Origin of the sequence: Mesorhizobium sp. M0715 (genome assembly GCF_040320355.1) — a bacterium.
GTDB lineage: Bacteria > Pseudomonadota > Alphaproteobacteria > Rhizobiales > Rhizobiaceae > Mesorhizobium.
In genome coordinates this window covers 105314-126855 of the sequence record NZ_JAMYPL010000014.1, presented here as the reverse complement: position 1 = coordinate 126855, position 21542 = coordinate 105314, and the positions used below count along the sequence as shown (strand labels likewise).

Sequence of the window (21542 nt, the reverse complement as noted above, 5' to 3'; positions counted from 1 at the left end):
ACGAGAAGCCGGTCAAATCCTAAGGAATTCATTCACCGGGTTTTTTGAAACCTTATTTAGAACCCTGTGCCAAGATGGTCCACAGGGCAGAATTCCTCGGGCGGGCAGTCATACCAGTCATGACAGGTTCCATACTCATAGTCGATGACGATCCGGTGCAACGCCGGCTGCTCGAAGCGGCGGTGACGCGGTTCGGCTACAGCGCAATCGTCGTCGACGGTGGCGCGGCCGCTCTCGATATCCTCGATGGACCCGGCGCCCGCGAGGTGTCGGTGGTCATCCTCGATCTGGTCATGCCCGGTCTCGACGGTATCGGCGTGCTGAAGGCGATGCGCGAGCGCGACATCCACGTGCCGGCCATCGTGCAGACCGCGCAGGGCGGCATCGAGACCGTGGTTTCGGCGATGCGTCACGGTGCCTTCGATTTCGTCGTCAAGCCGGCGTCTCCCGACAGGCTCCAGGCGTCGATCGGAAATGCGCTCAAGGTCGAGGCCGTCGAGGGCGAGGTCAAGCGCACGTCGCGCCGGCGCGGCGGCCTCCTGACCTTCAAGGACATGATCACGCACAGCCCGGCCATGGACAGGGTGATCCGCCTTGGCCAGAAAGCGGCGGCATCCAACATCCCGATCCTGATCGAGGGCGAGTCCGGCGTCGGCAAGGAACTGGTGGCGCGCGCCATCCAGGGCAGTGGCGACCGCCGTTCGAAACCCTTCGTCACCGTCAATTGCGGCGCCATTCCCGACAATCTGGTCGAATCGATCCTGTTCGGCCACGAGAAGGGTTCGTTCACCGGCGCCACCGACAAGCACACCGGAAAATTCGTCGAAGCGCATTCGGGAACCCTGTTTCTCGACGAGATCGGCGACCTGCCACTCGACGTCCAGGTCAAGCTGTTGCGCGCCGTGCAGGACGGTGAGGTCGACCCGGTCGGCGGACGCTCGACCGTCAGGGTCGACATCAGGCTAATTTCGGCGACGCACCGCAACCTCCTGCAGCAGGTCAAGGACGGCAAGTTCCGCGAGGATCTGTTCTATCGGCTGAACGTCTACCCGATCTTCGTGCCGCCGCTGCGCGACCGCCGCGACGACATCCCCTACCTGGTCACCCATTTCATGGAAAAGGTGGCGCCGGCCGACCCGCGTCATCGCCTGCAAGGCATTTCGGCCGCAGCGCTCGCCGTGCTGCAGGCCTATGACTGGCCCGGAAACATCCGGCAGCTCGAAAATGCCGTCTTCAGGGCGTCGGTGCTTTGCGAAGGCGATGTGCTGACCACGGAGGACTTCCCGCAGATCCGGGCGCAGGTGGAAGGCACCGTCAACCTCGATACTGACGGCGGTGTGCTGTCGCCGTCCCTGTCTCCGGAGGGTCGCGATGAAGAAGCCTTGCCCGGCGAGGGTAGCCCGGCAACCGCGTCCGATCCGCCGGCCCGGCTGCAGCCTCGCTTCGGCACGTTGCGGGCGCTCGACGAACGCGGCAATGTGCGTGCGCTGGCCGATGTCGAACTCGAAATGATCAAGCTCGCCATCGATCACTACAACGGCCAGATGAGCGAAGTCGCCCGTCGACTCGGCATCGGTCGCTCGACGCTCTATCGCAAGCTCAAGGAATACGGCATCGACCCCGAAACCGGCCGCGTCGACCGACTCGCTTCCTGAGGCACAAGGCCGGCGCCAGCTTGCAATGCCACAACAGGCCGTATACCGGGCCTTTGGCGGATTGTGGCGGGCCTATGGGCGGCTCTGTTCACGCATTAAGGCTAACGGTAACAGATCGTGTTCCGAACGAAGGCGGAAACATGATCTAAACCAGCGGTTTACCAAGAAACCCTGTGAACAATTTTTGACTGGATATCGCCACGGTGTTACCGCATTTCGGCTTCAATAAGCGATGATTAACCATTAGGATCGATATTCGGATGTGATAACGACACATCCGTTTGGACAAATCCGGGGACAAACGGCAGCCTGCAGGGCCTTTTGATTTGAACAGAATCGAACGACACACAAACGGGCGGCATCATCATTTGAGCGTCTGGCCGAAATGGCTGGCGGTGTTGATTGTCGCTTTTGGTTTTGTTGCCGCGGCCGCGACCGGAGCCAGCGCCGAAACACGTTCGCTGAAGCTCTATCACCTCCACACCCACGAGAAGGCCGAAATCGTCTACAAGCGCAACGGCCGCTACGTCCCCGAGGGTCTCAGGAAGATCAACATCATTCTGCGCGACTGGCGCCGCAACGAGCCGACCAAGATGGATCCGCGTCTGCTGGATCTGGTCTGGGAGGCGTACCGTGAAGCTGGCGCTACGGACTACATCCAGGTTGTCTGCGGCTATCGCTCGCCGTCGACGAACTCGATGCTGCGCAGCCGCAGCAGGGGCGTCGCCGAGAAGAGCCAGCACATGCTCGGCAAGGCGATGGATTTCTACATTCCCGGCGTGCCGCTGAAGAAGCTGCGCAACATCGGCCTCAAGATGCAGGGCGGTGGTGTCGGCTACTATCCCTCATCCGGCTCGCCGTTCGTCCATATGGATGTCGGCAATGTTCGTCATTGGCCCGGCATCAGCCGCCAGGAACTGGTCAGCCTGTTCCCCAATGGCAAGACGCTGCATGTGCCGAGCGACGGCAGGCCGCTGCCCGGCTTTGAGCAGGCGCTCGCCTCCTACAAGGCGCGCAAGGGTTCGGGCTCGCCGGCCATCGAGTTGGCCAGTGCCGGTGGCAGCGGCAAGAAATCAGGCGGGTTCCTGTCGGCCTTTTTTGGCGGCGGCGACGACGAGGCCGACGACAGCGCCGATGTCGAGACCGCTTCGGCTGCGCCTCCGCCCAAGGCGAGAAACCTGAAGCCGGCCGCGGCAGCCAAGACCAGCAACCTCCCGGGCATCGCCATCGTGGCGCCGGAGAACGCGCAGCGCGCCGAGATTCCGCAAATTGCCGAGGAGCAGGCTCCGGAGCCGGAGCAGGATACGCCGGAGACGATCATCGCGGCGCTGCCGGCACGCAGCATTCCGCTGCCTGATTTCGCACCGCGGCCGAAGGCCGACGTCGGCGCCCAGCCGCCTGAGAACGTTCCTTTTGCGATGGCCGATGCGACAGCCACCACCGAGCAGGCCGTGGCGACCGCGCATGCGCCGGCGAACGTTCCTTTCGGCATGGCCGATGCAACGGCTTCGGCTGATCCGGCCCAGGTGGCGGTCAACAACGTACCGTTGCCGACATGGCGTCCCGACGATTCGCTGCCAGCCGCTCTGGCTGCGCCGCCCAGCAAGGACGTGCTGATGGCACTGGCCGAGACGGCTGATCACGGCAAGACCGCGACCGATGCGTTCTCGGTGCTGCCGACGGCGCGCCCCGAGATGGCCAGGCCGGACGAGGTCAAGGCCGTGCTCGACGAGGCCAATGCCCAGGTCGGCGCGGCCGATGCGTATCAGGTTGCTTCCTTGTCCCAGTCCGAGCCGCGTTCGGCCTTCAACGATCCGTCGGGCACTGATGCCGCATCGCCGCGCGGGGCTGTCGTTGCCCGCCCGGCCGGCTCCGATCCGGCCGCCGCGATCGGCGCCGGCGTGAAGACGACCCGCAAGGAATCGAGAGCCACCGCGCGCGACCTGAAGCCAGGCCCCAAGGCCATGGTGGTTGCCGCCGCACCGCAGGCCGCCCGCTGGGCGCTGACCAGCGGCGAGCATGTCGCCACCGTTTCCAGCGCGACGACGGCGCCGGGCTACGCCTACAGCATCGTGCACACGGCGCCGAGCGAGGTCTACACGGCCGGCTTCCAGCCGAGCAACCAGGTGGCCGACGCCAACCGCTTCACCGGCAACGCCGTCAAGTTCATGTCGGTCGCCCGCTTCCAGACCAAGTAAGCGACCAGCCAATCGACAAAAGCCGCGCCGGGCAACCTGCGCGGCTTTTTGCTGTTCTCCAGACCGATCCCGATCCGGGAGATCACGCGCGGCTGAACTTCTCGTGAAGCCGGAACGGCCTGCCTATTACCGGGTTAGTACTGGTGCGTTCAAACCCGGGGATATCCATGAAGAACATTCTATTGGCATCGGTCATTGCGTTGGCAACCGCTTCGGCGGCCCTCGCTCCCACGCAGGCCGCGACCGTTGTCGTCAAGACCAACGACCATATGCATATCAAGAAGCACTGCCGGACCAAGGTGGTCACGACCTGGAAGCACCACCACAGGGTGGTTGAAAAGGTCCGGGTCTGTAACTGATCAGGTTCGAAGCTGATTTGGCAAACCCGGTCGACGCAGGTCGGCCGGGTTTTTTCATGCCGCGACGAAGGCCTTATTTCGCCAGCTTGCTCGCCGCGCGCGCCAGGGCTTCGATCTCGTCCCATTTGCCGGCCTTGACCATATCGTCCGGCGCCACCCAGGAACCGCCGACGCAGACGACGTTGGGCAGGCTGAGATAGTCGGTCGCGTTCTTGCCGGTGATGCCGCCGGTCGGGCAGAATTTCACATCGGCGAGCGGCGAGGCGAAGGCCTTCAGCGAAGCGATGCCGCCCGACTGCTCGGCCGGGAAGAATTTGAGAAAGCGCAAGCCGGCTTCCCGCGCCGCCATGATCTCGCCTGGCGTGATGGCGCCGGGCAGCAGCGGAACATCGCTGTCGGCGGCTGCCGCCAGAAGCTCGCGGGTGATGCCGGGGCTGACGATGAATCGCGAGCCTGCGCTCGCTGCCTCTTCGAACTGCCTGATATCGAGAATGGTGCCGGCGCCAACGATGGCTTCCTCGACCTCACCAGCCACACGCCGGATCGCTTCCAGTGCATCGGCGGTCCTCAGCGTAATCTCGATCGCCGGCAGGCCGCCACGCGCCAGGGCGCGGGCCAGCGGCACGGCGTCAGCGACATTGGCGATCTTCAGCACCGGGATGACCGGCTGGCCGTTGAGGAGCGACAGGAGGGTTTCGGTCTTGCTGGGCATCTGTCTCTCCATATCCTAGTGCATGTCGCCCAAAAGTGACCCGGTTTTGGGAAACGACATGCATAAAACCAAGACCTAAAGCGCGGCGCATGAATCCGTTCCGGCGCGCCGCGCTTGAGGACAATTCAACCGATTAGCAGACAGGTGTTTTTCTGTCCATGAAACGAAGCGTGTCGCGATGTCACGCGCAGTCGACGCTTGCCGGGATTCCGGCTCTGCCTTGAATCGGCTTGCGTGAGCGTTTAGTGGCTTCGGCAATGACATCACTTCAACCCCTTCGCGTCGCCGCGCTCTACCGGTTTGCCCGGCTCGACGCCTTCGAGGAGCTGCGCGCGCCGCTCGCTGCCTTCTGTTGCGGGCGCGGCATCAAGGGCACGCTACTTCTGGCGCATGAAGGCATCAACGGCACCGTCGCTGGCAGCGAAACGGCGATTGCCGAACTGATCGGGTATCTCGAAGCCATCGAAGGGCTCGCCGGCCTCGAGGTCAAATACAGCGTAGCTGCGGAAATGCCGTTCCACCGCATGAAGGTGCGGCTGAAACGTGAGATCGTCACCATGGGCGTCGCGGATATCGATCCGGCGACGAGCGCCGGCACCTATGTCGCGCCCGCCGATTGGAACGCGCTGATTTCGCAGCCCGATACTGTTATCATCGACACGCGCAACGCATACGAGGTGTCTATCGGCACTTTCAGGGGCGCGATCGACCCAGCCACCGCAAGCTTTCGCGAGTTCCCGGCCTGGGTGGAAGCGCACCGGGCAGAGCTCGAGGGCCGCAAGGTCGCGATGTTCTGCACCGGCGGCATACGCTGCGAAAAGGCGACGGCCTATGTCAAGTCGCTCGGCTTCGAGGACGTGTTCCACCTCAAGGGCGGCATCCTAAAATATCTGGAAGAGGTTCCCTCCGAACAGAGCCTCTGGCAAGGCGAGTGCTTCGTCTTTGACGAGCGCGTTTCGGTGTCGCACGGCCTCGCCGAGGGCGAAGCGGAACTGTGCCGGGCCTGCCGCCGCCCGCTGACGCCGGGCGACCTGACGTCGCCCAAATTCGCCGCCGGTATTTCCTGCCCGCATTGCTTCGATGCCCGTTCAGACGAGGACCGCCAGCGTTATGCCGAGCGTCAGCGGCAGGTCGAGCTTGCGCAGGTGCGGGGCAAGGATCCGCACATCGGATCCTAGGTTGGCTCCGTTATCGACAGCTGCGGCAAAGCGACGGTTTGTCATTGTAATGCCAGGGTTCGGGACCTACGTCTTCGACGTCGAAACCTGCCCGTTCGGCCGGGCAAATCCTGGAGGCACTGAATGTTCGATCCCAAGAAGCTTCTCGACGATCTGCTCGGTTCGCAAATCCCCGGCACAAGCGGCACCGTCCGCGACAAGGCGGGTCAGGCCGTGCAGATGGCCAAGGACAATCCGCTGGCCGCTGGAGCGCTCGCTGCAGTGCTGCTCGGAACCGGTGCCGGCCGCCAGGTGACGGGAACCGCGGTGAAGCTAGGTGGATTGGCCGCGATCGGCGGCCTCGCCTACAAGGCCTACCAGAACTATAAGGCCGGCAATGCACCGGCCGAAGCGCCGGCAGCCGGCGAACCGGAATTGCTGCCGCCGCCCAAGGATACCGCCTTCCACCCATCGCAGGCGCCACAGGGCGAGGACGAATTCACGTTGACGCTGGTGCGGGCGATGATCTCGGCGGCGAAGGCGGATGGCCATATCGACGATGACGAGCGCCAGAAGATCGCCGGCAAGCTCAGCGTGGCCGGCATAGGCTCCGATGCCGAAAAATTCCTGATGGCGGAGTTGGCAAGCCCGCTCGACCTCGACACGCTGGTGGCCGGCGCCAAGACCGATGCTCAGAAGCTCGAACTCTATACAGCGTCGCGCCTGACCATCGATCCCGACACCCGCGCCGAGCGTGGCTATCTCGACCTGCTCGCCGGCCGGCTCGGTCTGCCGGACGCGCTGGTCGACCATGTCGAGGCGACGGTTTCGGCCGCCAAGGTGCCGGCCAAGGCTGGGACTTCGCCCAATCCGCGCTGGTAACCTCAAGCCAAAACGGCACAGGCGGCCTCTTTGGCATTAACCTTTCGTTAACCCAGCAAGCGCATCATTCTAGACAGTCGGATCGGCTTTCCTCCTCCCAAGCCCGGTTCAGATCAGGGCGGTCGCCAATGACCGCCCTTTTTGTCGGCACGATCTGCTCGCCTGAGCATGATCTCCAGCAAGAACCGGATTCCAATTTTCGGGATCATGCTTTGGTGCTTCGGCTTGCCATCGCCGCCGTCATTTGCGATGCCTTTGCTTCTTGCGCCAACCCCAAAAAATAGAGCGCGCGGCGCTGCCGGAGGACAACAGCCATGACCGAACAAAGAACCGCCATCGTCACCGGCGCCGGCACCGGTATCGGCAGGAGCGTCGCCACGGCACTGCTCAAGGCCGGCTGGAACACGGTGTTCTGTGGACGCCGCAAGTCGGTGCTGGATGCCGCGGTCGCCGAGGCCGGCCGCACCGACGCCAAGGCATTGGCGGTTGCCTGCGATATCAGCAAGGCCGGCGAGGTCGACGATCTGTTCGAGACGGTGGCGGAGGCCTTCGGCCGTGTCGACCTGCTCTTCAACAATGCCGGCATGGGCTACAAATCGACGCCGATCGACGAGATCCCGGTCGAGGTGTGGAACGATATCGTCGGCGTCAATCTCACCGGTTCGTTCCTGTGCGCTCGCGCCGCCTTCGGCGCCATGCGCAAGCAGAAGCCGATGGGCGGGCGCATCATCAACAACGGCTCGGTGTCGGCCTACGCGCCGCGTCCGGGCTCCGTGCCTTACACCGCGACCAAGCACGCCATCACCGGATTGACGAAGACGCTGGCGCTCGACGGCCGTCCCTATGACATTGCCTGCGGCCAGATCGATATCGGCAATGCGCTGACCGACATGGCGCAGCCGATGACGGTCGGCGTGCCGCAGGCCAACGGCTCCATCGCCGCCGAAGCGGTGATGGATGTTCAGCGCGTTGCCGACGCCGTCGTCCACATGGCCAGCCTGCCGCTCGACGCCAATGTGCTGTTCATGACGGTGATGGCGACCAAGATGCCGTTTGTCGGGCGTGGGTAGTTATTTCCCTGCCAGCGGCACGCCGGGCTTGAAGAGCAGAATGGGCCTGATCTCGTAAACGGCGGTAGGATTGACGCGGCGAAGGTCGCGGGCGATCGCGATGGCGTCGTCTCTCGTGGTGCAGTCGACCACATAGAGGCCGAGCAACTGTTCCTTGGTTTCAGCGAAAGGGCCGTCGATGATCATGCCGTCGCCAGGACCGCGCAGCGTGCAAGCATCCATTGTGGCCCCCAGGCGCGCGGACGGTCCGAGCGTGCCTTCCTCATGAAGCCGGGTGTTGATCTTCAGCAGGTCGGCCATCAGTGCCGCATCTTCCTGCGGCGTCAGCGCCTTGATGGCATCTTCCACGTGATAGGCAAGGATTGCATAGAACATCTGAGGCACCCGCTTCGATCCTGATCCAGGGGAGCGTAGCTGTTCCCAGCACGCACGCCCAGCCCTAGCCGTGCGTCTCCGGACGGATCATGACACCATCATGGTCGCCAGTCGCAACAACCGGAAAGAGGCCACCGGCGCGCTGTGACGCTCACTTCGCCAGGAACGCTCCGATCCGCTCCAGCGCGCGTAAAATGTTCTCCTCGGAATTGGCGTAGGAGAGCCTGATATAGCCTTCGCCGAGAATGCCGAAATCGGGACCGCCGATCAATGCCACGCCGGCCTCGTCGAGCAGGGCCGAGGCGAGCTTCTTCGCTTTCCAGCCGGTCTTCGAGACGTTGGGGAAGGCATAGAACGCGCCCTTGGGCGTGATGCAGGAAATGTTGGGCAAAGCATTCAGCCCTTCGACCACGATCTTCCGGCGGCGGTCGAAGGCCCGCATCATCTTGTCGACGTCGTCCTGCGGGCCGTCGATGGCCGCGATGCCGGCAAACTGGCTCGGCGCGTTGACGCACGACCAGCAATTGACAGCCAGCTTGCGCACCTTGTCGTAGAGATGGGCGCCCTTGTCGCCATTCGGCCAGATCGACCAGCCCATGCGCCAGCCGGTCATCGCCCAGGTCTTCGACCAGCCGTTGAGCACGATCAGCCGGTCGCGGATCTCGGGAAAGCCGAGCAGCGAGCAATGCGTCTCGCCGTCATAGGTCATGACGTCGTAGATCTCGTCGGAGAGGATGGCGACCTGCGGATGCTTCTCCAGCCCCTTGACCAGTTTCTCGATCTCGGCGCGCGGGGTGACACCGCCGGTCGGGTTGGCGGGCGAGTTGAGGATCAACAGCCGGGTCTTCGACGTGATCAGCGCCAGCGTCTCCTCGGCGGAGAAGGCAAAGCCGTTTTCCTCGCGCATCGGCACGGGAATAGGCGCTGCACCGGTGAACTCGATCATCGAGCGGTAGATGGGAAAGCCTGGATCGGGGTAGAGGATCTCGGCGCCAGGTTCGCCGAACATCAGGATCGCGGCGAACATTGTCGGCTTGCCGCCGGGCAGGATCATCACCGTTTCGGGCGATATTTCGACACCGGTGGTGGTCAGCGTGCGCCGCACCACCGCCTCGCGCGTTGCCAGCAGGCCATTGGCCGGCGTGTAGCCGTGGTGGCCGTCGCGCAGCGCCTTGATCGCCGCCTCGACGATGTGCTGCGGCGTCTTGAAGTCCGGCTGGCCGATGCCGAGATTGACGATGTCGCGACCTTGTTGGGCCAGTGCTGTGGCCCTCGCGAGCACGGCAAAGGCGTTTTCCTCGCCGAGACGGTCGAAGGCCGAAATCGTGTGGAGCATTTTTCCCGTCCGTGTGGTTCTTACTGTTGGGTCGCGTTTTTGTGAGCCTCAGGCCGCAAAAGTCAAACGGATTGGAGCTTTCGGTGTCGGAAAATCTCAAGGACTGGCAACCGCGCCCGCGGCCCGAGCGCAAGGCCATCGACGGAAGCTATGTCCGGCTCGAGCCGCTGAGCGCTGCAAAACACGGCGACGGTCTTTACGAAGCGTCCTCCGTGTCCGATGTCGACGGCCGCTTCGCCTGGTTGCCCGATTATCCGCCGGAGACCCGCGCCGCCTTCCAGCCATGGCTGGACAAGGTCGAGGCCAGCGAAGATCCGCTGTTCTTCACTGTCATCGACAAGGCCAGCGGCAAAGTCGCCGGCCGCCAGACGCTGATGCGCATCGATCCGGCCTATGGGGTCATCGAGATCGGCAACATCTATTGGGGACCGCTCATTTCGCGCAAGCCGGGAGCGACGGAGGCGCAGTTCCTGTTCATGAAATATATCTTCGACGAGCTCGGCTATCGCCGCTACGAATGGAAGTGCAACAACCGCAACGAGCCATCGAAGCGGGCCGCGGAACGGTTCGGCTTCAAGTTCGAGGGCATTTTCCGGCAGCATCTCATCGTCAAGGGTGAAAACCGCGATACGGCATGGTACTCGATCATCGACAAGGAGTGGCCGGCCTTAAGCAAAGCCTATGAGGCGTGGCTCGATCCGGCCAATTTCGATGGCGACGGCCAGCAGAAGCGACGGCTCGAGGATTTTCGCGCAAAGTTTGGCGCGTGAGATCAGGCGCGTAACGGGAGTTTGCCATTGGCGCATACCCACGATCACAGCGGGCATGATCACACTGGGCACGATCATGGGCCCGGCCATGTCCATGGCTCGACCGACAAGAAGCGCGTGCTTGTCGCGGCCTGCCTGACCGGCGGCTTCATGATCGCCGAAGCGCTTGGCGGCATCCTCACCGGGTCGCTGGCGCTGCTGGCCGATGCCGGCCATATGCTCGCCGATTCGATCGCGCTCGGCCTTGCCTGGTATGCGTTTCATCTTGCGGGGCGGCCGGCGACCGTTCGCCTCACCTACGGCTTCGGCCGGGTCAAGACGCTGGTGGCTTACACAAACGGCATTGCCATCTTCGTCATCGCGCTGTGGATTGTCTACGAGGCCTGGGGGCGCCTGCAGGCGCCGGCACCGGTGCTGGGTGGACCGATGCTGGTGGTGGCGATCCTCGGCCTGCTGGTGAACATCGGTTCGTTCTTCGTGTTGCATGGCGGCGATCGCGAGAACCTGAACATGCGCGGCGCGATCCTGCATGTGCTGGGCGATCTGCTCGGCTCGGCCGCGGCCATCGCGGCGGCGCTGGTCATCCTGGCGACCGGCTGGACGCCGATCGACCCGATCCTTTCGGTCCTGGTCTCGCTGCTGATCCTCTACACGGCGTGGTCGCTGATGCGTGAAGCCGCCCATGTCCTGCTCGAGGGTGTGCCGCCAAGCCTCGACCGCGATCTGATCGCCAGGGATATCGAGGCGACAGTCCAGGGTGTGCGCGAAGTGCACCACATGCATGTCTGGTCGCTCGATGGAACCAGCAACATGGCGACGCTGCATGCCTGTCTCGACGAGCGCGTCGATGCGCATCAGGCGGTGAGTGCCGTCAAGAAGCGGCTTGCCAGCGAGCACGGCATCAGCCATGCCACCGTGGAACCCGAATTCGGACAGTGCGCCGACGATGGCGACGAGCACGAGCACGAGCACGAGCATGATGCGGCCGCGCATCACGACCACCACCACTAGGACCGATCGATTGATGTCGATTGGTTCTGCCTCAGGAGTTGCAAAACCTTGAAAACAAGCTTGATGAACGCCCGCTGCCTTGGTGTAGCGTGATGGACCGCGACACCAGGAACGCCGTTATCGCCGCGGTGTGGATCATGCTTCTGTTCGGCATCGCGGCCTTTTATCTGCCAACCATCATGTTGGCCCTTGGCAGTTTCTCGACCGTGCTGGCAGGTGCCTTTGGCATCGTTTTCGTGCTGGCATTTTTCTCGGTGTTCTGGCTGCGGGCCCGCAACCAACGCAAAAACCAGGGTAAGTAGAGGTCTTTGATATGCGCATTCTGATCACTGGCGCCGCAGGCATGGTCGGCCGCAAGCTCATCGCCCGGCTGGCCAAGGACGGCACGCTGCGCGGCGGCAAGATCACCGCGCTCGACCTGCACGACATCGTGCCGCCGCAGGCACCTAGCATGGACGGAGTCAGCGTCACCCTGCACACCGGCGACCTCGCCGAGGCGGGGGCCACTGAGCGCCTGGTCGCATCGCGTCCCGATGCCGTCTTCCATCTCGCGGGCATCGTATCCGGCGAGGCTGAAGCCAATTTCGATCTCGGCTACCGTGTCAATCTTGACGGCACACGCGCGCTGTTCGATGCCATCCGGCTGGCGGGCTTTGCGCCGCGCGTCGTCTTCACCTCGTCGATCGCGGTGTTCGGCGCGCCGTTCCCGGATGTCATACCGGACGAATTCCATCCGACGCCGCTGACCTCCTACGGCACGCAGAAGCAGATGAGCGAAGCACTGCTGGCCGACTATTCCAGGCGCGGCTTTTTCGACGGCATCGGCATCAGGCTGCCGACCATCTGCGTGCGGCCGGGCAAGCCCAACAAGGCGGCCTCGGGCTTCTTCTCCGGCATCATCCGCGAGCCCTTGAGCGGCCACGAGGCGATCCTGCCGGTCCCACGCTCGGTCGTGCATACGCATGCCAGCCCGCGCTCGGCGGTCAATTTCCTGATCCACGCAGCGGAAATCGACAGCGCCGCCGTCGGGCCGCGCCGCAACCTGACGATGCCCGGCGTCGCCGTTACCGTCGGCGAGCAGATCGAGGCGCTGGAACGCATCGCCGGGCCAAAGGTGGTGAAACTGATCCGCGAGGAGCCGGACGCGACGATCTGGGCGATCGTCAAGGGCTGGCCGACGCGGTTCGAGGCGCGGCGGTCAAGGGAACTCGGCTTCAGCGCCGAAAAGAGTTTCGACGAGATCATTCGCGCCCATATCGAGGATGAACTCGGCGGCAAGATCGCGGGTTAAACCCCGAGCCTCGCGGCGTCGGGCATCATCCGCCTGCCGCCAGGCTCGCCGACAGCAGCAGCAGTCCGAACAGGAACACGAAGGCCGCGCCGCCGATCTCGACGATCGAGTGGATGCGGTTGCCCATGGGGCCGTCGCCGGCAAAATACACCGCCCAGTTCTTGGCGGTCACCGCGAGTGTGGCCAGCGCCGAGACGGTGATCGCGGTTCCCAGCGACATCGCCAGCACCGACAGAAGACCGCCCAGCCAAAGTCCGTTGAGCAGGGCGAAGCTGAGCACGATCAGCGCGCCTGAACACGGCCGGATGCCGACGGCGGCCACCGCCGACCAGGCCGTGCGCCAGTCGAAGCGATCGCCCGACAGCAGTGCCGGGTCGGGTGCGTGCGAGTGGCCGCAGGTGTCGCAGACCTCGCCCGCCGCATGATCGTGATGAGCGTGTGCGCCATGACCATGATCGTGCGCATCGTGATCGTGCGAATGGCCATGCGCATGGTCGTGATCGTCATGCGCGTGCAGGGCGTGCGCATGGGCATGCGCCGAATGGCCATGGGCTGCGTGCGAATGGCCAGCATGAGAATGGCCGGCATGAGCCGCCGACAGGCTGTAGGCGGGTCCTTTGCCAAACAGGCGCAGGACGGCGGGGCCGAGCTTGCGCCACAGCAGCCATGCGCCGAACAGGGTGACGAAGACAAAGCTCATGATCTCCATGAACCAGGCTGCGTCCGTCATCGAGACGGAGGTGCCGCGCAGGACGAAGTAGGCGACCCCCATCACCGCGATCGCGGTCAGGCCCTGCAGCAGCGCCGAGACGAAGGACAGCAGGATGCCGCGCCGCAGCGCCACCTCATTGGCAACCATGTAGGATGAGATCACCGCCTTGCCGTGGCCGGGGCCGGCGGCATGGAAGATGCCGTAGGCGAAGGACAGGCCGATGAGTATCCAGATCTTGCTGCCGTCCTGGCGCATCGCCTTCATCGCCGTTGCCAGCGCACGATAGAATTCCTGCTGCCTGAGATTGATCCACATCAGGATGTGGGCAAATGGGCCGGTGGTGGGCGCCATGCCGTCATTGACGCCGATGCCGAGCGAACTCTGGGCATGGGCGGCGTTGGCAAAATGCATCATGACAACGGTGACGGCCAACAGGCCGAATGCCAAACGCAGGGACGGTTTCGTCACCGGGTTCATCCTTCTGGCTGACAGGTCAGTTCGAGCTTGGTGGCGAAGATCTTGCTCATGTCGGTGCCTGTCGGATCGTTGAAGAAGGCATCGGTGAGCGTCTTCTGGTTTTCCTTGATCGCTTCGTCCGGGTCCGGACGGACCACCTTGCTGGTACAATTCGACGGCAGGCCATCAACCGTGATGTTGGAGTCCTCGGTGAAGTCGATTGCCGTGTAGAATGTCGGATCGTAGACGCCGATGTCGATCTTGCCGTTGAGCTTGATCGGCACCTTCGGCTCGGATTCGAACAGGATGATCAACTGGTCGTTGTCGAAATTGGCCATAAGATGCGGCGGCGGCGTCATCGCCACGTCCTTGCCGTCGACGGTGACGAGCTGGAAGTAATTGAACTCGGCCAGCGAGGCATGGACGGTGTCGGCGACGTCCTTCAACTCCTTGTCGTCGAGCTTCAGGTCGGAGTTCTTGTCAAACTCCATCATCACCGTGCTGGAAAACAGATCGTCGAAGCGCCAGAGATGACGCAGTGCCTTCACACTTTGGTGATCCGGGGAGAGGATCACATCGAGGCGGGCCTCGGCGAAGACGTGTGGATGCACCTCAGCCGGTCCGGTGGCGGCAAAGGTCGCCGCCAAGGCCGAAGCCAGCATGATTGCGTGCCGTTTCAGGTGCATTCTCGGTCGCGATTCCATTGGCCTCGGAGAGATGTCGAGAGTTACCAGAAAGGGGGCGAAATTGGGACCGCGAGAGGGCTAAAACCGATCAGGCAGCTTCACGCGTCCTGAACCACTGCACCAGGAAGTCGACAAAGACGCGGACTTTCGCAGGCAGATAGCGGCGGTGCGGGTAGACGGCAAAAATGCCGCCGCCGGACAGGATGCGGTCATCCATCACCGCCACCAGGCGGCCGCTCGCGAGGTCAGGCGCGGCGATGAAATCCGGCAGTACGGAAAATCCGAGCCCCGCCACGGCCGCGGCTCTCGCCGTCATCGGGCTGTTGACCTCGATCGGACCCGACACCGAAACGCTCACCGGATCGCCATTGTCGCCCTTGAACGGCCAATTGTTCAGTCCGCGGCCATTGGTGTCGACGATGCAAGGCATGCGGCTGAGATCCTGCGGCCTTGTCGGCATGCCATGCTTGGCGATCAGTTCGGGGGAGGCGCAGAGCTTTATCGAAAACGGCGCCAGCCGCCTGGCGATCAGCGACGAGTTCTCCAGCCGCGAGATGCGCACCGCAAGATCGAAGCCCTCCTCGACCAGATCGACGAAGCGGTCGTCGAGCTGGATGTCGAGGACGATGTCGGGATGCTGCTTGGCGAAGTCGATCAGGGACTGGCCGATCGGCGCATCGGCGAAGGTGCGCGGCGCCGACAGCTTGATCCGGCCGCGCACGTCACCGGAGGATTCACGCACCGCGTCGGCCAGGCTGTCGACCTCGCGCACGATCTCCGAGGCGCGCCGGTAATAGGTGTGGCCGGCCTCTGTCATCGAGAACTGGCGCGTGGTGCGGTTGAGCAGCAAAGCGCCGAGTTCGTCCTCCAACTCGCGCACATATTTCGACAGCAAGGCCTTGGAACGGCCGATCTTGCGCGCCGCCGCCGAAAAGCCCTCGGCCTCGACCACGTCGATGAAGGCACGCATGCGCGTCAGTGTGTCCATGGTCAGGCCTTTCGTGCCGCGTCGAGAAGTTTCCGGCCGAGCCGTATCAGGGCAATGTCGCTGCCGGAAGGGCCAAGCAGCGACAGGCCGAACGGGGCGCCGGCGACCGAGCCGACGGGCAGTGTGATCTGTGGAAAACCGGACAGGCCGGCCAGGCACAGAAGTTGGAGCGCCCGTTCGCGATAGGCCTGGAACTGCTCCGGCGTGCTGTCCACGTAAGGTGCCGGACCAGGCACCGTCGGCAGGACAAGGAAGCCGTTCTTGCCGAGCAGGGCGCTCAGTTCGCCGCGAAAGGTCAGACGTCGCACCTTCTCGGCCTGGGCTGTCTTGTCGTCGACGGCGCGGCCAAAGCCGAAACGCTCCTCGACGCCGGGGCCAAGGCCGCGCTCGCCGCTGGTGATCCATTCGCCATGCACCGCCCAGGCCTCCCTGGCCTGCAGCCGGCGAAAGCACCAGTAGAGTTCATCGGGAGATGAGGAGAAGCGCACTCCCGGCGTCATCGGCGCGCCGAAGACCTTGCCCGCCAGCCCCTTCATTTCACCATATTCGGCAAGCGCCGGGCGGGCGACCAATCCATCCAGCCAATCCAGTGCCAGCGGCCGGTCCAACACATGCTGGTGCGGATCGCGGCCGAGCAGCAGCTTGCCGACGGTTTCGTAGGTCTCGATGTCATCGGCGAACCAGCCGAACGTGTCGAGGCTCGGCGCCAGCTTCATCGTGCCGTCGAGCGGAATGCGGCCATGCGTGGTGCGCAGCCCGATCAGTCCGCAAAAGCTCGCCGGGGCGCGGATCGAGCCGCCGGTGTCGGAGCCGGTGGCGATATCGGCCAGCCTGCCCGCCACCGCCGCCGCCGATCCCGATGAGGAGCCGCCTGTGACGCGGTCGGGTGCCGCCGGGTTCACCGGAAACGAGAAATGCGCATTCTGGCCGAACAGCGCGAAGGCAAGCTCGTCGGTCTGCGTCTTGCCGACGAAGCGTGCGCCGGCATCGAGGATCATCTGCACGGCGGGTGCGGTGCGCGAGGCTGCGTGGCTTTCGGCGAATTTTTGCAAATTGCCGCAACCGGTGCGGTAGCCGGCGACGTCGTAGATGTCCTTGACGGCCAGCCGCAGGCCGGCCAGCGGGCCTAGCTGGGCATGTGCCACTGGCATCTGGCGAAGATCGAGAAAGGCGTTGAGAGGGCCGTGCGTGCCTGTCATCGTTCGATATCCGGATACGGTTGCCGCAACATTGTTCGACGCCAGAAATTTTACAACCTGCGATACGATTTTTATTGATTGTGAAAGTCTTCGCCCTTATATCGCGCTTGCCCAAAGTCGCACGTGCCTGTGGGTGTCCGCCGATCCTCGAATGGTGAGGGAAATCGGTAAGGTAACTGGAGCTAACCCCTCCAGTCGGTCTAGCGGCCAACCGCCAGCCCGAGGACACCTTGAAGCAACGACGGTGCGGGCCTTTCTGGTGTTCTGCCGGTTGTCCAAAAACCGGGGTTACTGAAGAGGCACACCTTCATTGCCGGCAGTGCGGACGGGTCTCCCATCCAAGCCAAGGCAGACAAAGCGAACCGAGGCCGGGCAAGGCCAAGGTTCACCGCCGCGAGACGGCGCTTCATGGTTCCGGGGTCTCCACCGGCTGGTTCCATGAATTTCCGTCCCGCCTTTGTCCACCGCGAGTTCGCGAGGCCGACAGCCCGCGTCCCGCAGCCTTATTGCGCGCCGAAAGGCGCTGATGGAGAGACCCCGATGGCCACCCAGCGCATTCTTGACTTTCTCGCCACCCGACGTCCGACCGGCCCCTGCCTCGTCGTCGACCTCGATGTCGTGCGCGACAATTTCCGCGCCTTCGAGAAGGCGCTGCCTGATTCCAAGATCTACTATGCTGTGAAAGCAAACCCGGCGCCGGAAATCCTGCGCCTGCTTGCTGCGATGGGCTCGTCCTTCGACACCGCTTCCGTTGCCGAAGTCGAGATGGCGATGGACGCTGGTGCGCCGGCGGACCGCATCTCCTTCGGCAACACCATCAAGAAGGAGCGTGACATCGCACGCGCCTACCAGCTCGGCATCCGCCTGTTCGCGGTCGACTGCGTCGAAGAGGTCGAGAAGATCGCCCGCGTCGCTCCAGGCGCGCGCGTGTTCTGCCGCGTGCTGACCGATGGCGAGGGCGCCGAATGGCCGCTGTCGCGCAAGTTCGGCTGCGTGCCGGCGATGGCCGTCGACGTGCTGCGCCATGCCAAGGGGCTCGGCCTCGACGCCTATGGCGTATCGTTCCATGTCGGCTCGCAGCAGACCGACCTGACCGCCTGGGACCGTGCGCTGGCCGACGCCAAGGTGGTGTTCGCGACGCTCGCCGAAGAAGGCATCGTCTTGAAGATGGTCAATATGGGTGGTGGTTTCCCGACGCGCTATCTGCGTGACGTGCCGGCCGCCCAGGCCTATGGCCAGGCGATCTTCTCGGCGCTGCGCAAGCATTTCGGCAACGCGCTTCCCGAGACCATCATCGAGCCGGGCCGTGGCATGGTCGGCAATGCCGGCGTCATCAAGTCGGAAGTCGTGCTGATCTCGAAGAAAGCGGCCAACGACAATGTGCGCTGGGTGTTCCTCGACATCGGCAAGTTCGGCGGCCTGGCCGAGACGATGGACGAGGCGATCCGCTACCCGATCGTCACCGCGCATGACGGCACGGAGACGGCACCTTGCGTGCTCGCCGGCCCGACCTGCGATTCGGCCGACGTGATGTACGAGAAGACGCCCTATCCGCTGCCTTTGTCGCTGACGATCGGCGACGAGGTGCTGATCGAAGGCACCGGCGCCTACACGACCACCTACTCGGCGGTCGCCTTCAACGGCTTCGAGCCTCTCCGATCCTACGTGATCTGACGGCGCTTCCTCAGCGCATTTTCGGACGGCGAACCGGACACAACTTCGCCTGAAAATGCGCTGAGAGAGCCGATCAGATCATCCCAGGTGGGCGCCTGTCGTCCACCCGGGCTCGCCTGTGGAACAGATCTCCGCTCGCCAGGGATTGCGGAAATGGAAATGTCATTTGAAATGGAAATGCCAGTTGAAATTGGGGGCCACGCACCGGCCTTTGGGATGGTCGCCGAAACCGCCGCCGATGTTGCGGCGCGCGAGGCGTTGCTCGATCGGGCCATGGGGCCGAAGCGCAGGAAAAAGTCGTCGGAGAAGTTGCGGCGTGGCCGGCGGCCCTCGGAAGGGCTGGCCTTCGTCGCCCGCGATGCTTCGGGCGGCGTGGCCGGCACCGTGCGGCTGTGGGATGTCAGGCTGGGCGAGGGCGGTGCGGCCGCGCTGCTGCTTGGCCCGCTTGCCGTCGACCCGTCGCTCAAGAATGCCGGCATCGGCTCGGCGCTGATGCGCCATGCCATCGCCGAAGCGGCGCGTCTCGGCCATGCCGCTATCCTTTTGGTCGGCGATGCGCCCTATTACGCGCGCTTCGGCTTCTCGGCCGAGAAGACCGGTTCACTTGCCATGCCAGGACCCTATGAGCGGCACCGCCTGCTGGCGCTGGAACTGGTGGAAGGCGCGCTTGACGGCGTGCACGGCACGCTGAAGGCGGCCGGCCGCAAGCTGAAGGCGCAGGAACTGATATCGGCGGCCTGAGACACGAAGCCGGCAGCATTTCATGCAAAAACGCCGCCCGAAAAGGCGGCGTTTTTGCGCTTGGTGGGTGCCGCCTGGGCGGCTGGATGCCTTCAGCCGATCAGCTGGCTGAGCGCCATGGCGACGGTCATGTCGCCTTCGACCTTTATCTTGCCGGTCATGAACGCCATTGTCGGGTTCAGGTCGCCAGCGATCAGCGAATCCAGGTCGTCGAGCGAGAGCTTGATGGTGCAGTCGGTGGGTGCATCGGTGTTCGAGATGGTCGCGCCGTCGATGACGATGACGCCGTCGCTGCCGGTGTCGAATTTCACGGAACGATCGAACCCGCTGCTGGCCACCCGCGACTTGATCTTCTCGGCAATCTCCTGAACGCTCACGCTGTTCTCCTTGTCTGGTTGCATCTGTCTCGCAACGGCGCTTCGATCCAGCCGAAGCCCATGCCGCGGTTTCGCAATCACGGTCGCTGCCGCATATAGCTTTGGGTTGACGTTTACGTCAACGCGGATTCGGGTGGCTGGTTCCTGCCCTTGCGGCAGGCGAGGCTCGATGTGACCGGGCCTGTGAGCAGGGCAACTCAGTGTTCCTTGAACGCCTTGGTCATTTCGGTCGCCGTCTCGCTTTTCTTGCGGCGCAGCCAGTTGTCGCGGATTTCGTCCTTCGACAGGAAATTGACCTGGTCGATCAGAACCTCATGCACCAAAGGCGCGCCGACACGCGCGTTGACGGTATCGCGGATGGCGGCGCGGAAAGCATCGAGATCGATGGTCGCCTTGTTGGTGAAGTCGATCTGCGGATTGGAATAGAGGTAGGAATAGACCTGGTCGGTGATCAGCGCTTCGGCCGGAATGGACAGCTTCTTTATCTGCTCGGGTTCGACGGTGTAGACGAGCTTGGTCAGGAAATAGCCGCCGATCTCAGAATCGCGGATCAGCGGCACCGAAATGATGTCGGTCTTGACGTAGTCGAGACCGCCCAGCATCGGCTTCGGCGTTTCGCCGACACCGCGCTCGCCGGCCGCCTGAAACGAATAGAACACGGCGCCGAGGGTTGCGGCGCAAATCCAGACGGCGATGGCGATGACCTTGATCATCGGCTCTTGTCAGTCCCTTGATCGGTCCCTTGGGATGGCAACGCGGCACTGCGCCGTTGCTTCGGCAGTATCTCCGATGTGTCGCTCGTGTTCGGCATCATGCCTTCATCCAGCCGAACTCGCCGGCGGAGTAGGTGCCGTCGGTCTCGGCGCGCTGGATGGCGTGCCGCAGCAGGCTGGCGACTTCGTTGACCGCGCTCAGATGCGCCAGGATCGCCGCTTCGTTCTTCGCCAGCTTCTGGCGCAGCCGGGTCAGGCCCTCGCGGTGCTGTTCGAGGAATTCGGCTTCGCTGCCGCCCTTCATGGCGCGGGTCAACTCGTAGAGGTAGCGGCTCTTGCGGGCGTTCGATGCCTTGAGATCATAGTTGGTCGCGTTGCGGATGCCGGCGGTCTCTTCCTCGACCACTTCCTCGATGCGACCGATGATGGCGGCGAGGTTGCCGGGCCGCGCGAACGGGATCGGCGCTTCCGACGCCGTCGTGCGTGCTGGCAGGTTGGGGGTGGATTCCGAAAAGTCGGCCATGGCGTTTCCCAGTTTAGATCTTGATGTTTGTTTTTATGGTCGTCTCGTCACCGGTCATCGACCCCGCAGCCTTGCGCTGCAATTGGTGGACCAGCGAGGTCGACAGGCTGTTTTGCTGGTCGATCTCGGTCTTTTCCAACCCGCCCGAAACCGGACCGACCGGAACCACGCGCTTGCCTTCGAGATAGTGGTCGGCAAGCATCGACTTGGCGATGCCGATGCCACCGCGTTCGGCCATCACGTCCGCGACCCGCTCGGCAAGCTGCGATTTCCACATGTCGCCGGCCAGGCCCTTGCCGTAGACGCCCTCGGTATCCTTTGGCAGCATGTTCTGGATGAAGGTCTGCAGCACCATCGCCTCGAACTTCTTGAATTTGTTGGCCGGGTCGGTTGCAGCGGCGGCCTTGTCGGCGGTGGCGCGCGACAGGATCGAGCCGGCATCGACCGAAGCGGCGGTGTCGAGTGAAAACGTGCCCGCAGCGCCGCCGGCCCGCTTTGCCAGCGCGGCGCGGGCGGTCTCGATATCCGCCGGGTCGGCGGCTCGGGCCACATCCATAACGATGTCGCTGGGTGGAGAAATCGCCAAGAAAGTCCGCCTTTTACCGGTTTTCCTTAGCCAGACCATGCCTCAACAAGCTTGTGGCAGGCTTGCGGGAA

At 63.7% G+C, this 21542-nt stretch carries 24 protein-coding genes; 13 read left to right on the top strand and 11 right to left on the bottom strand.

The genetic code is table 11. The annotated features are described in order from the left end of the window. Positions 1-119 precede the first annotated feature (119 nt). From NKI21_RS18215 to NKI21_RS18205, 3 genes are all read left to right on the top strand, one after another. Positions 120-1655 carry a sigma-54-dependent transcriptional regulator gene (locus NKI21_RS18215; RefSeq protein ID WP_352441871.1) on the top strand — a complete coding sequence of 512 codons (1536 nt, stop codon included), beginning with the start codon at positions 120-122 and terminating at the stop codon, positions 1653-1655. Between the two features lie 368 nt (positions 1656-2023). Beyond that, entirely contained in the window at positions 2024-3853 is a 1830-nt protein-coding gene (locus NKI21_RS18210; protein WP_352441872.1) for a peptidoglycan L,D-endopeptidase MepK, read from the top strand. 167 nt (positions 3854-4020) lie between these two features. Beyond that, complete coding sequence (locus tag NKI21_RS18205; protein ID WP_352441873.1) at positions 4021-4212, top strand: hypothetical protein; 192 nt, start codon at positions 4021-4023, stop codon at positions 4210-4212. 73 nt (positions 4213-4285) lie between these two features. Here NKI21_RS18205 and NKI21_RS18200 read toward each other — a convergent pair whose 3' ends face one another. Continuing rightward, a complete protein-coding gene (locus NKI21_RS18200) occupies positions 4286-4924 on the bottom strand; it encodes a 2-dehydro-3-deoxy-phosphogluconate aldolase (protein WP_352441874.1) in 639 nt (212 codons plus the stop codon). A gap of 257 nt (positions 4925-5181) precedes the next feature. On the opposite strand from NKI21_RS18200, the gene trhO reads away from it, so the two are divergent. The 4 genes from trhO to NKI21_RS18180 all read left to right on the top strand — a co-directional run bounded on the left by trhO (position 5182) and on the right by NKI21_RS18180 (position 8033). After that, positions 5182-6102, top strand: a complete 921-nt coding sequence (trhO, locus tag NKI21_RS18195) for an oxygen-dependent tRNA uridine(34) hydroxylase TrhO (RefSeq protein ID WP_352441875.1) — start codon at positions 5182-5184, stop codon at positions 6100-6102. Positions 6103-6225: 123 nt separating this feature from the next. After that, on the top strand, positions 6226-6963 hold the full coding sequence (locus tag NKI21_RS18190; RefSeq protein ID WP_352441876.1) for a tellurite resistance TerB family protein: 738 nt from the start codon (positions 6226-6228) through the stop codon (positions 6961-6963). 128 nt (positions 6964-7091) lie between these two features. Continuing rightward, the gene (locus NKI21_RS18185) at positions 7092-7247 is read left to right on the top strand and encodes a hypothetical protein (protein WP_352441877.1); all 156 of its coding nucleotides are present in this window, start codon (positions 7092-7094) and stop codon (positions 7245-7247) included. 30 nt (positions 7248-7277) lie between these two features. Continuing rightward, positions 7278-8033 carry an SDR family oxidoreductase gene (locus tag NKI21_RS18180; protein WP_352441878.1) on the top strand — a complete coding sequence of 252 codons (756 nt, stop codon included), beginning with the start codon at positions 7278-7280 and terminating at the stop codon, positions 8031-8033. Here NKI21_RS18180 and NKI21_RS18175 read toward each other — a convergent pair whose 3' ends face one another. Both NKI21_RS18175 and NKI21_RS18170 read right to left on the bottom strand, forming a co-directional pair. Beyond that, positions 8034-8408: a YciI family protein gene (locus NKI21_RS18175; protein ID WP_352441879.1), complete on the bottom strand. Its 375-nt coding sequence runs from the start codon at positions 8406-8408 to the stop codon at positions 8034-8036. It lies immediately after the preceding gene. Between the two features lie 151 nt (positions 8409-8559). After that, positions 8560-9744, bottom strand: coding sequence for a pyridoxal phosphate-dependent aminotransferase (locus NKI21_RS18170; RefSeq protein WP_352441880.1), 1185 nt, complete (start codon positions 9742-9744; stop codon positions 8560-8562). 83 nt (positions 9745-9827) lie between these two features. On the opposite strand from NKI21_RS18170, the gene NKI21_RS18165 reads away from it, so the two are divergent. The 4 genes from NKI21_RS18165 to denD all read left to right on the top strand — a co-directional run bounded on the left by NKI21_RS18165 (position 9828) and on the right by denD (position 12816). Continuing rightward, positions 9828-10514, top strand: coding sequence for a GNAT family N-acetyltransferase (locus NKI21_RS18165; protein WP_352441881.1), 687 nt, complete (start codon positions 9828-9830; stop codon positions 10512-10514). A gap of 27 nt (positions 10515-10541) precedes the next feature. Then, on the top strand, positions 10542-11525 hold the full coding sequence (locus NKI21_RS18160) for a cation diffusion facilitator family transporter (RefSeq protein WP_352441882.1): 984 nt from the start codon (positions 10542-10544) through the stop codon (positions 11523-11525). An 89-nt stretch (positions 11526-11614) separates the two neighbouring features. After that, positions 11615-11827, top strand: a complete 213-nt coding sequence (locus NKI21_RS18155) for a hypothetical protein (protein ID WP_352441936.1) — start codon at positions 11615-11617, stop codon at positions 11825-11827. Between the two features lie 11 nt (positions 11828-11838). Next, positions 11839-12816 (top strand): D-erythronate dehydrogenase, encoded by a 978-nt coding sequence (gene denD, locus NKI21_RS18150; RefSeq protein ID WP_352441883.1) that lies wholly within the window; start codon positions 11839-11841, stop codon positions 12814-12816. A gap of 25 nt (positions 12817-12841) precedes the next feature. On the opposite strand, the gene NKI21_RS18145 is transcribed toward denD, so the two are convergent. From NKI21_RS18145 to NKI21_RS18130, 4 genes are all read right to left on the bottom strand, one after another. Continuing rightward, on the bottom strand, positions 12842-14005 hold the full coding sequence (locus NKI21_RS18145; protein ID WP_352441884.1) for a nickel/cobalt transporter: 1164 nt from the start codon (positions 14003-14005) through the stop codon (positions 12842-12844). Continuing rightward, positions 14002-14670 (bottom strand): DUF1007 family protein, encoded by a 669-nt coding sequence (locus NKI21_RS18140; protein WP_352441885.1) that lies wholly within the window; start codon positions 14668-14670, stop codon positions 14002-14004. Before NKI21_RS18140 ends, NKI21_RS18145 begins: the two co-directional genes overlap by 4 nt. Positions 14671-14758: 88 nt before the next feature. After that, positions 14759-15658: a LysR family transcriptional regulator gene (locus tag NKI21_RS18135; RefSeq protein WP_352441886.1), complete on the bottom strand. Its 900-nt coding sequence runs from the start codon at positions 15656-15658 to the stop codon at positions 14759-14761. Between the two features lie 2 nt (positions 15659-15660). After that, positions 15661-16857: an amidase gene (locus tag NKI21_RS18130; RefSeq protein ID WP_023810037.1), complete on the bottom strand. Its 1197-nt coding sequence runs from the start codon at positions 16855-16857 to the stop codon at positions 15661-15663. A 540-nt stretch (positions 16858-17397) separates the two neighbouring features. Here NKI21_RS18130 and odc2 point away from each other — a divergent pair. Then, on the top strand, positions 17398-18531 hold the full coding sequence (odc2, locus tag NKI21_RS18125) for an ornithine/lysine decarboxylase (RefSeq protein WP_023810036.1): 1134 nt from the start codon (positions 17398-17400) through the stop codon (positions 18529-18531). A gap of 171 nt (positions 18532-18702) precedes the next feature. After that, entirely contained in the window at positions 18703-19272 is a 570-nt protein-coding gene (locus NKI21_RS18120; protein ID WP_352554065.1) for a GNAT family N-acetyltransferase, read from the top strand. Between the two features lie 92 nt (positions 19273-19364). On the opposite strand, the gene NKI21_RS18115 is transcribed toward NKI21_RS18120, so the two are convergent. The 4 genes from NKI21_RS18115 to NKI21_RS18100 all read right to left on the bottom strand — a co-directional run bounded on the left by NKI21_RS18115 (position 19365) and on the right by NKI21_RS18100 (position 21510). Next, positions 19365-19649, bottom strand: coding sequence for an SCP2 sterol-binding domain-containing protein (locus tag NKI21_RS18115; RefSeq protein WP_352610366.1), 285 nt, complete (start codon positions 19647-19649; stop codon positions 19365-19367). A gap of 197 nt (positions 19650-19846) precedes the next feature. Next, positions 19847-20362 (bottom strand): hypothetical protein, encoded by a 516-nt coding sequence (locus NKI21_RS18110; protein WP_023810033.1) that lies wholly within the window; start codon positions 20360-20362, stop codon positions 19847-19849. Positions 20363-20459: 97 nt separating this feature from the next. Then, positions 20460-20885, bottom strand: a complete 426-nt coding sequence (locus NKI21_RS18105) for a hypothetical protein (protein ID WP_127270030.1) — start codon at positions 20883-20885, stop codon at positions 20460-20462. Between the two features lie 13 nt (positions 20886-20898). Continuing rightward, on the bottom strand, positions 20899-21510 hold the full coding sequence (locus NKI21_RS18100; RefSeq protein ID WP_164748967.1) for a rod-binding protein: 612 nt from the start codon (positions 21508-21510) through the stop codon (positions 20899-20901). Between the last annotated feature and the right edge of the window lie 32 nt (positions 21511-21542).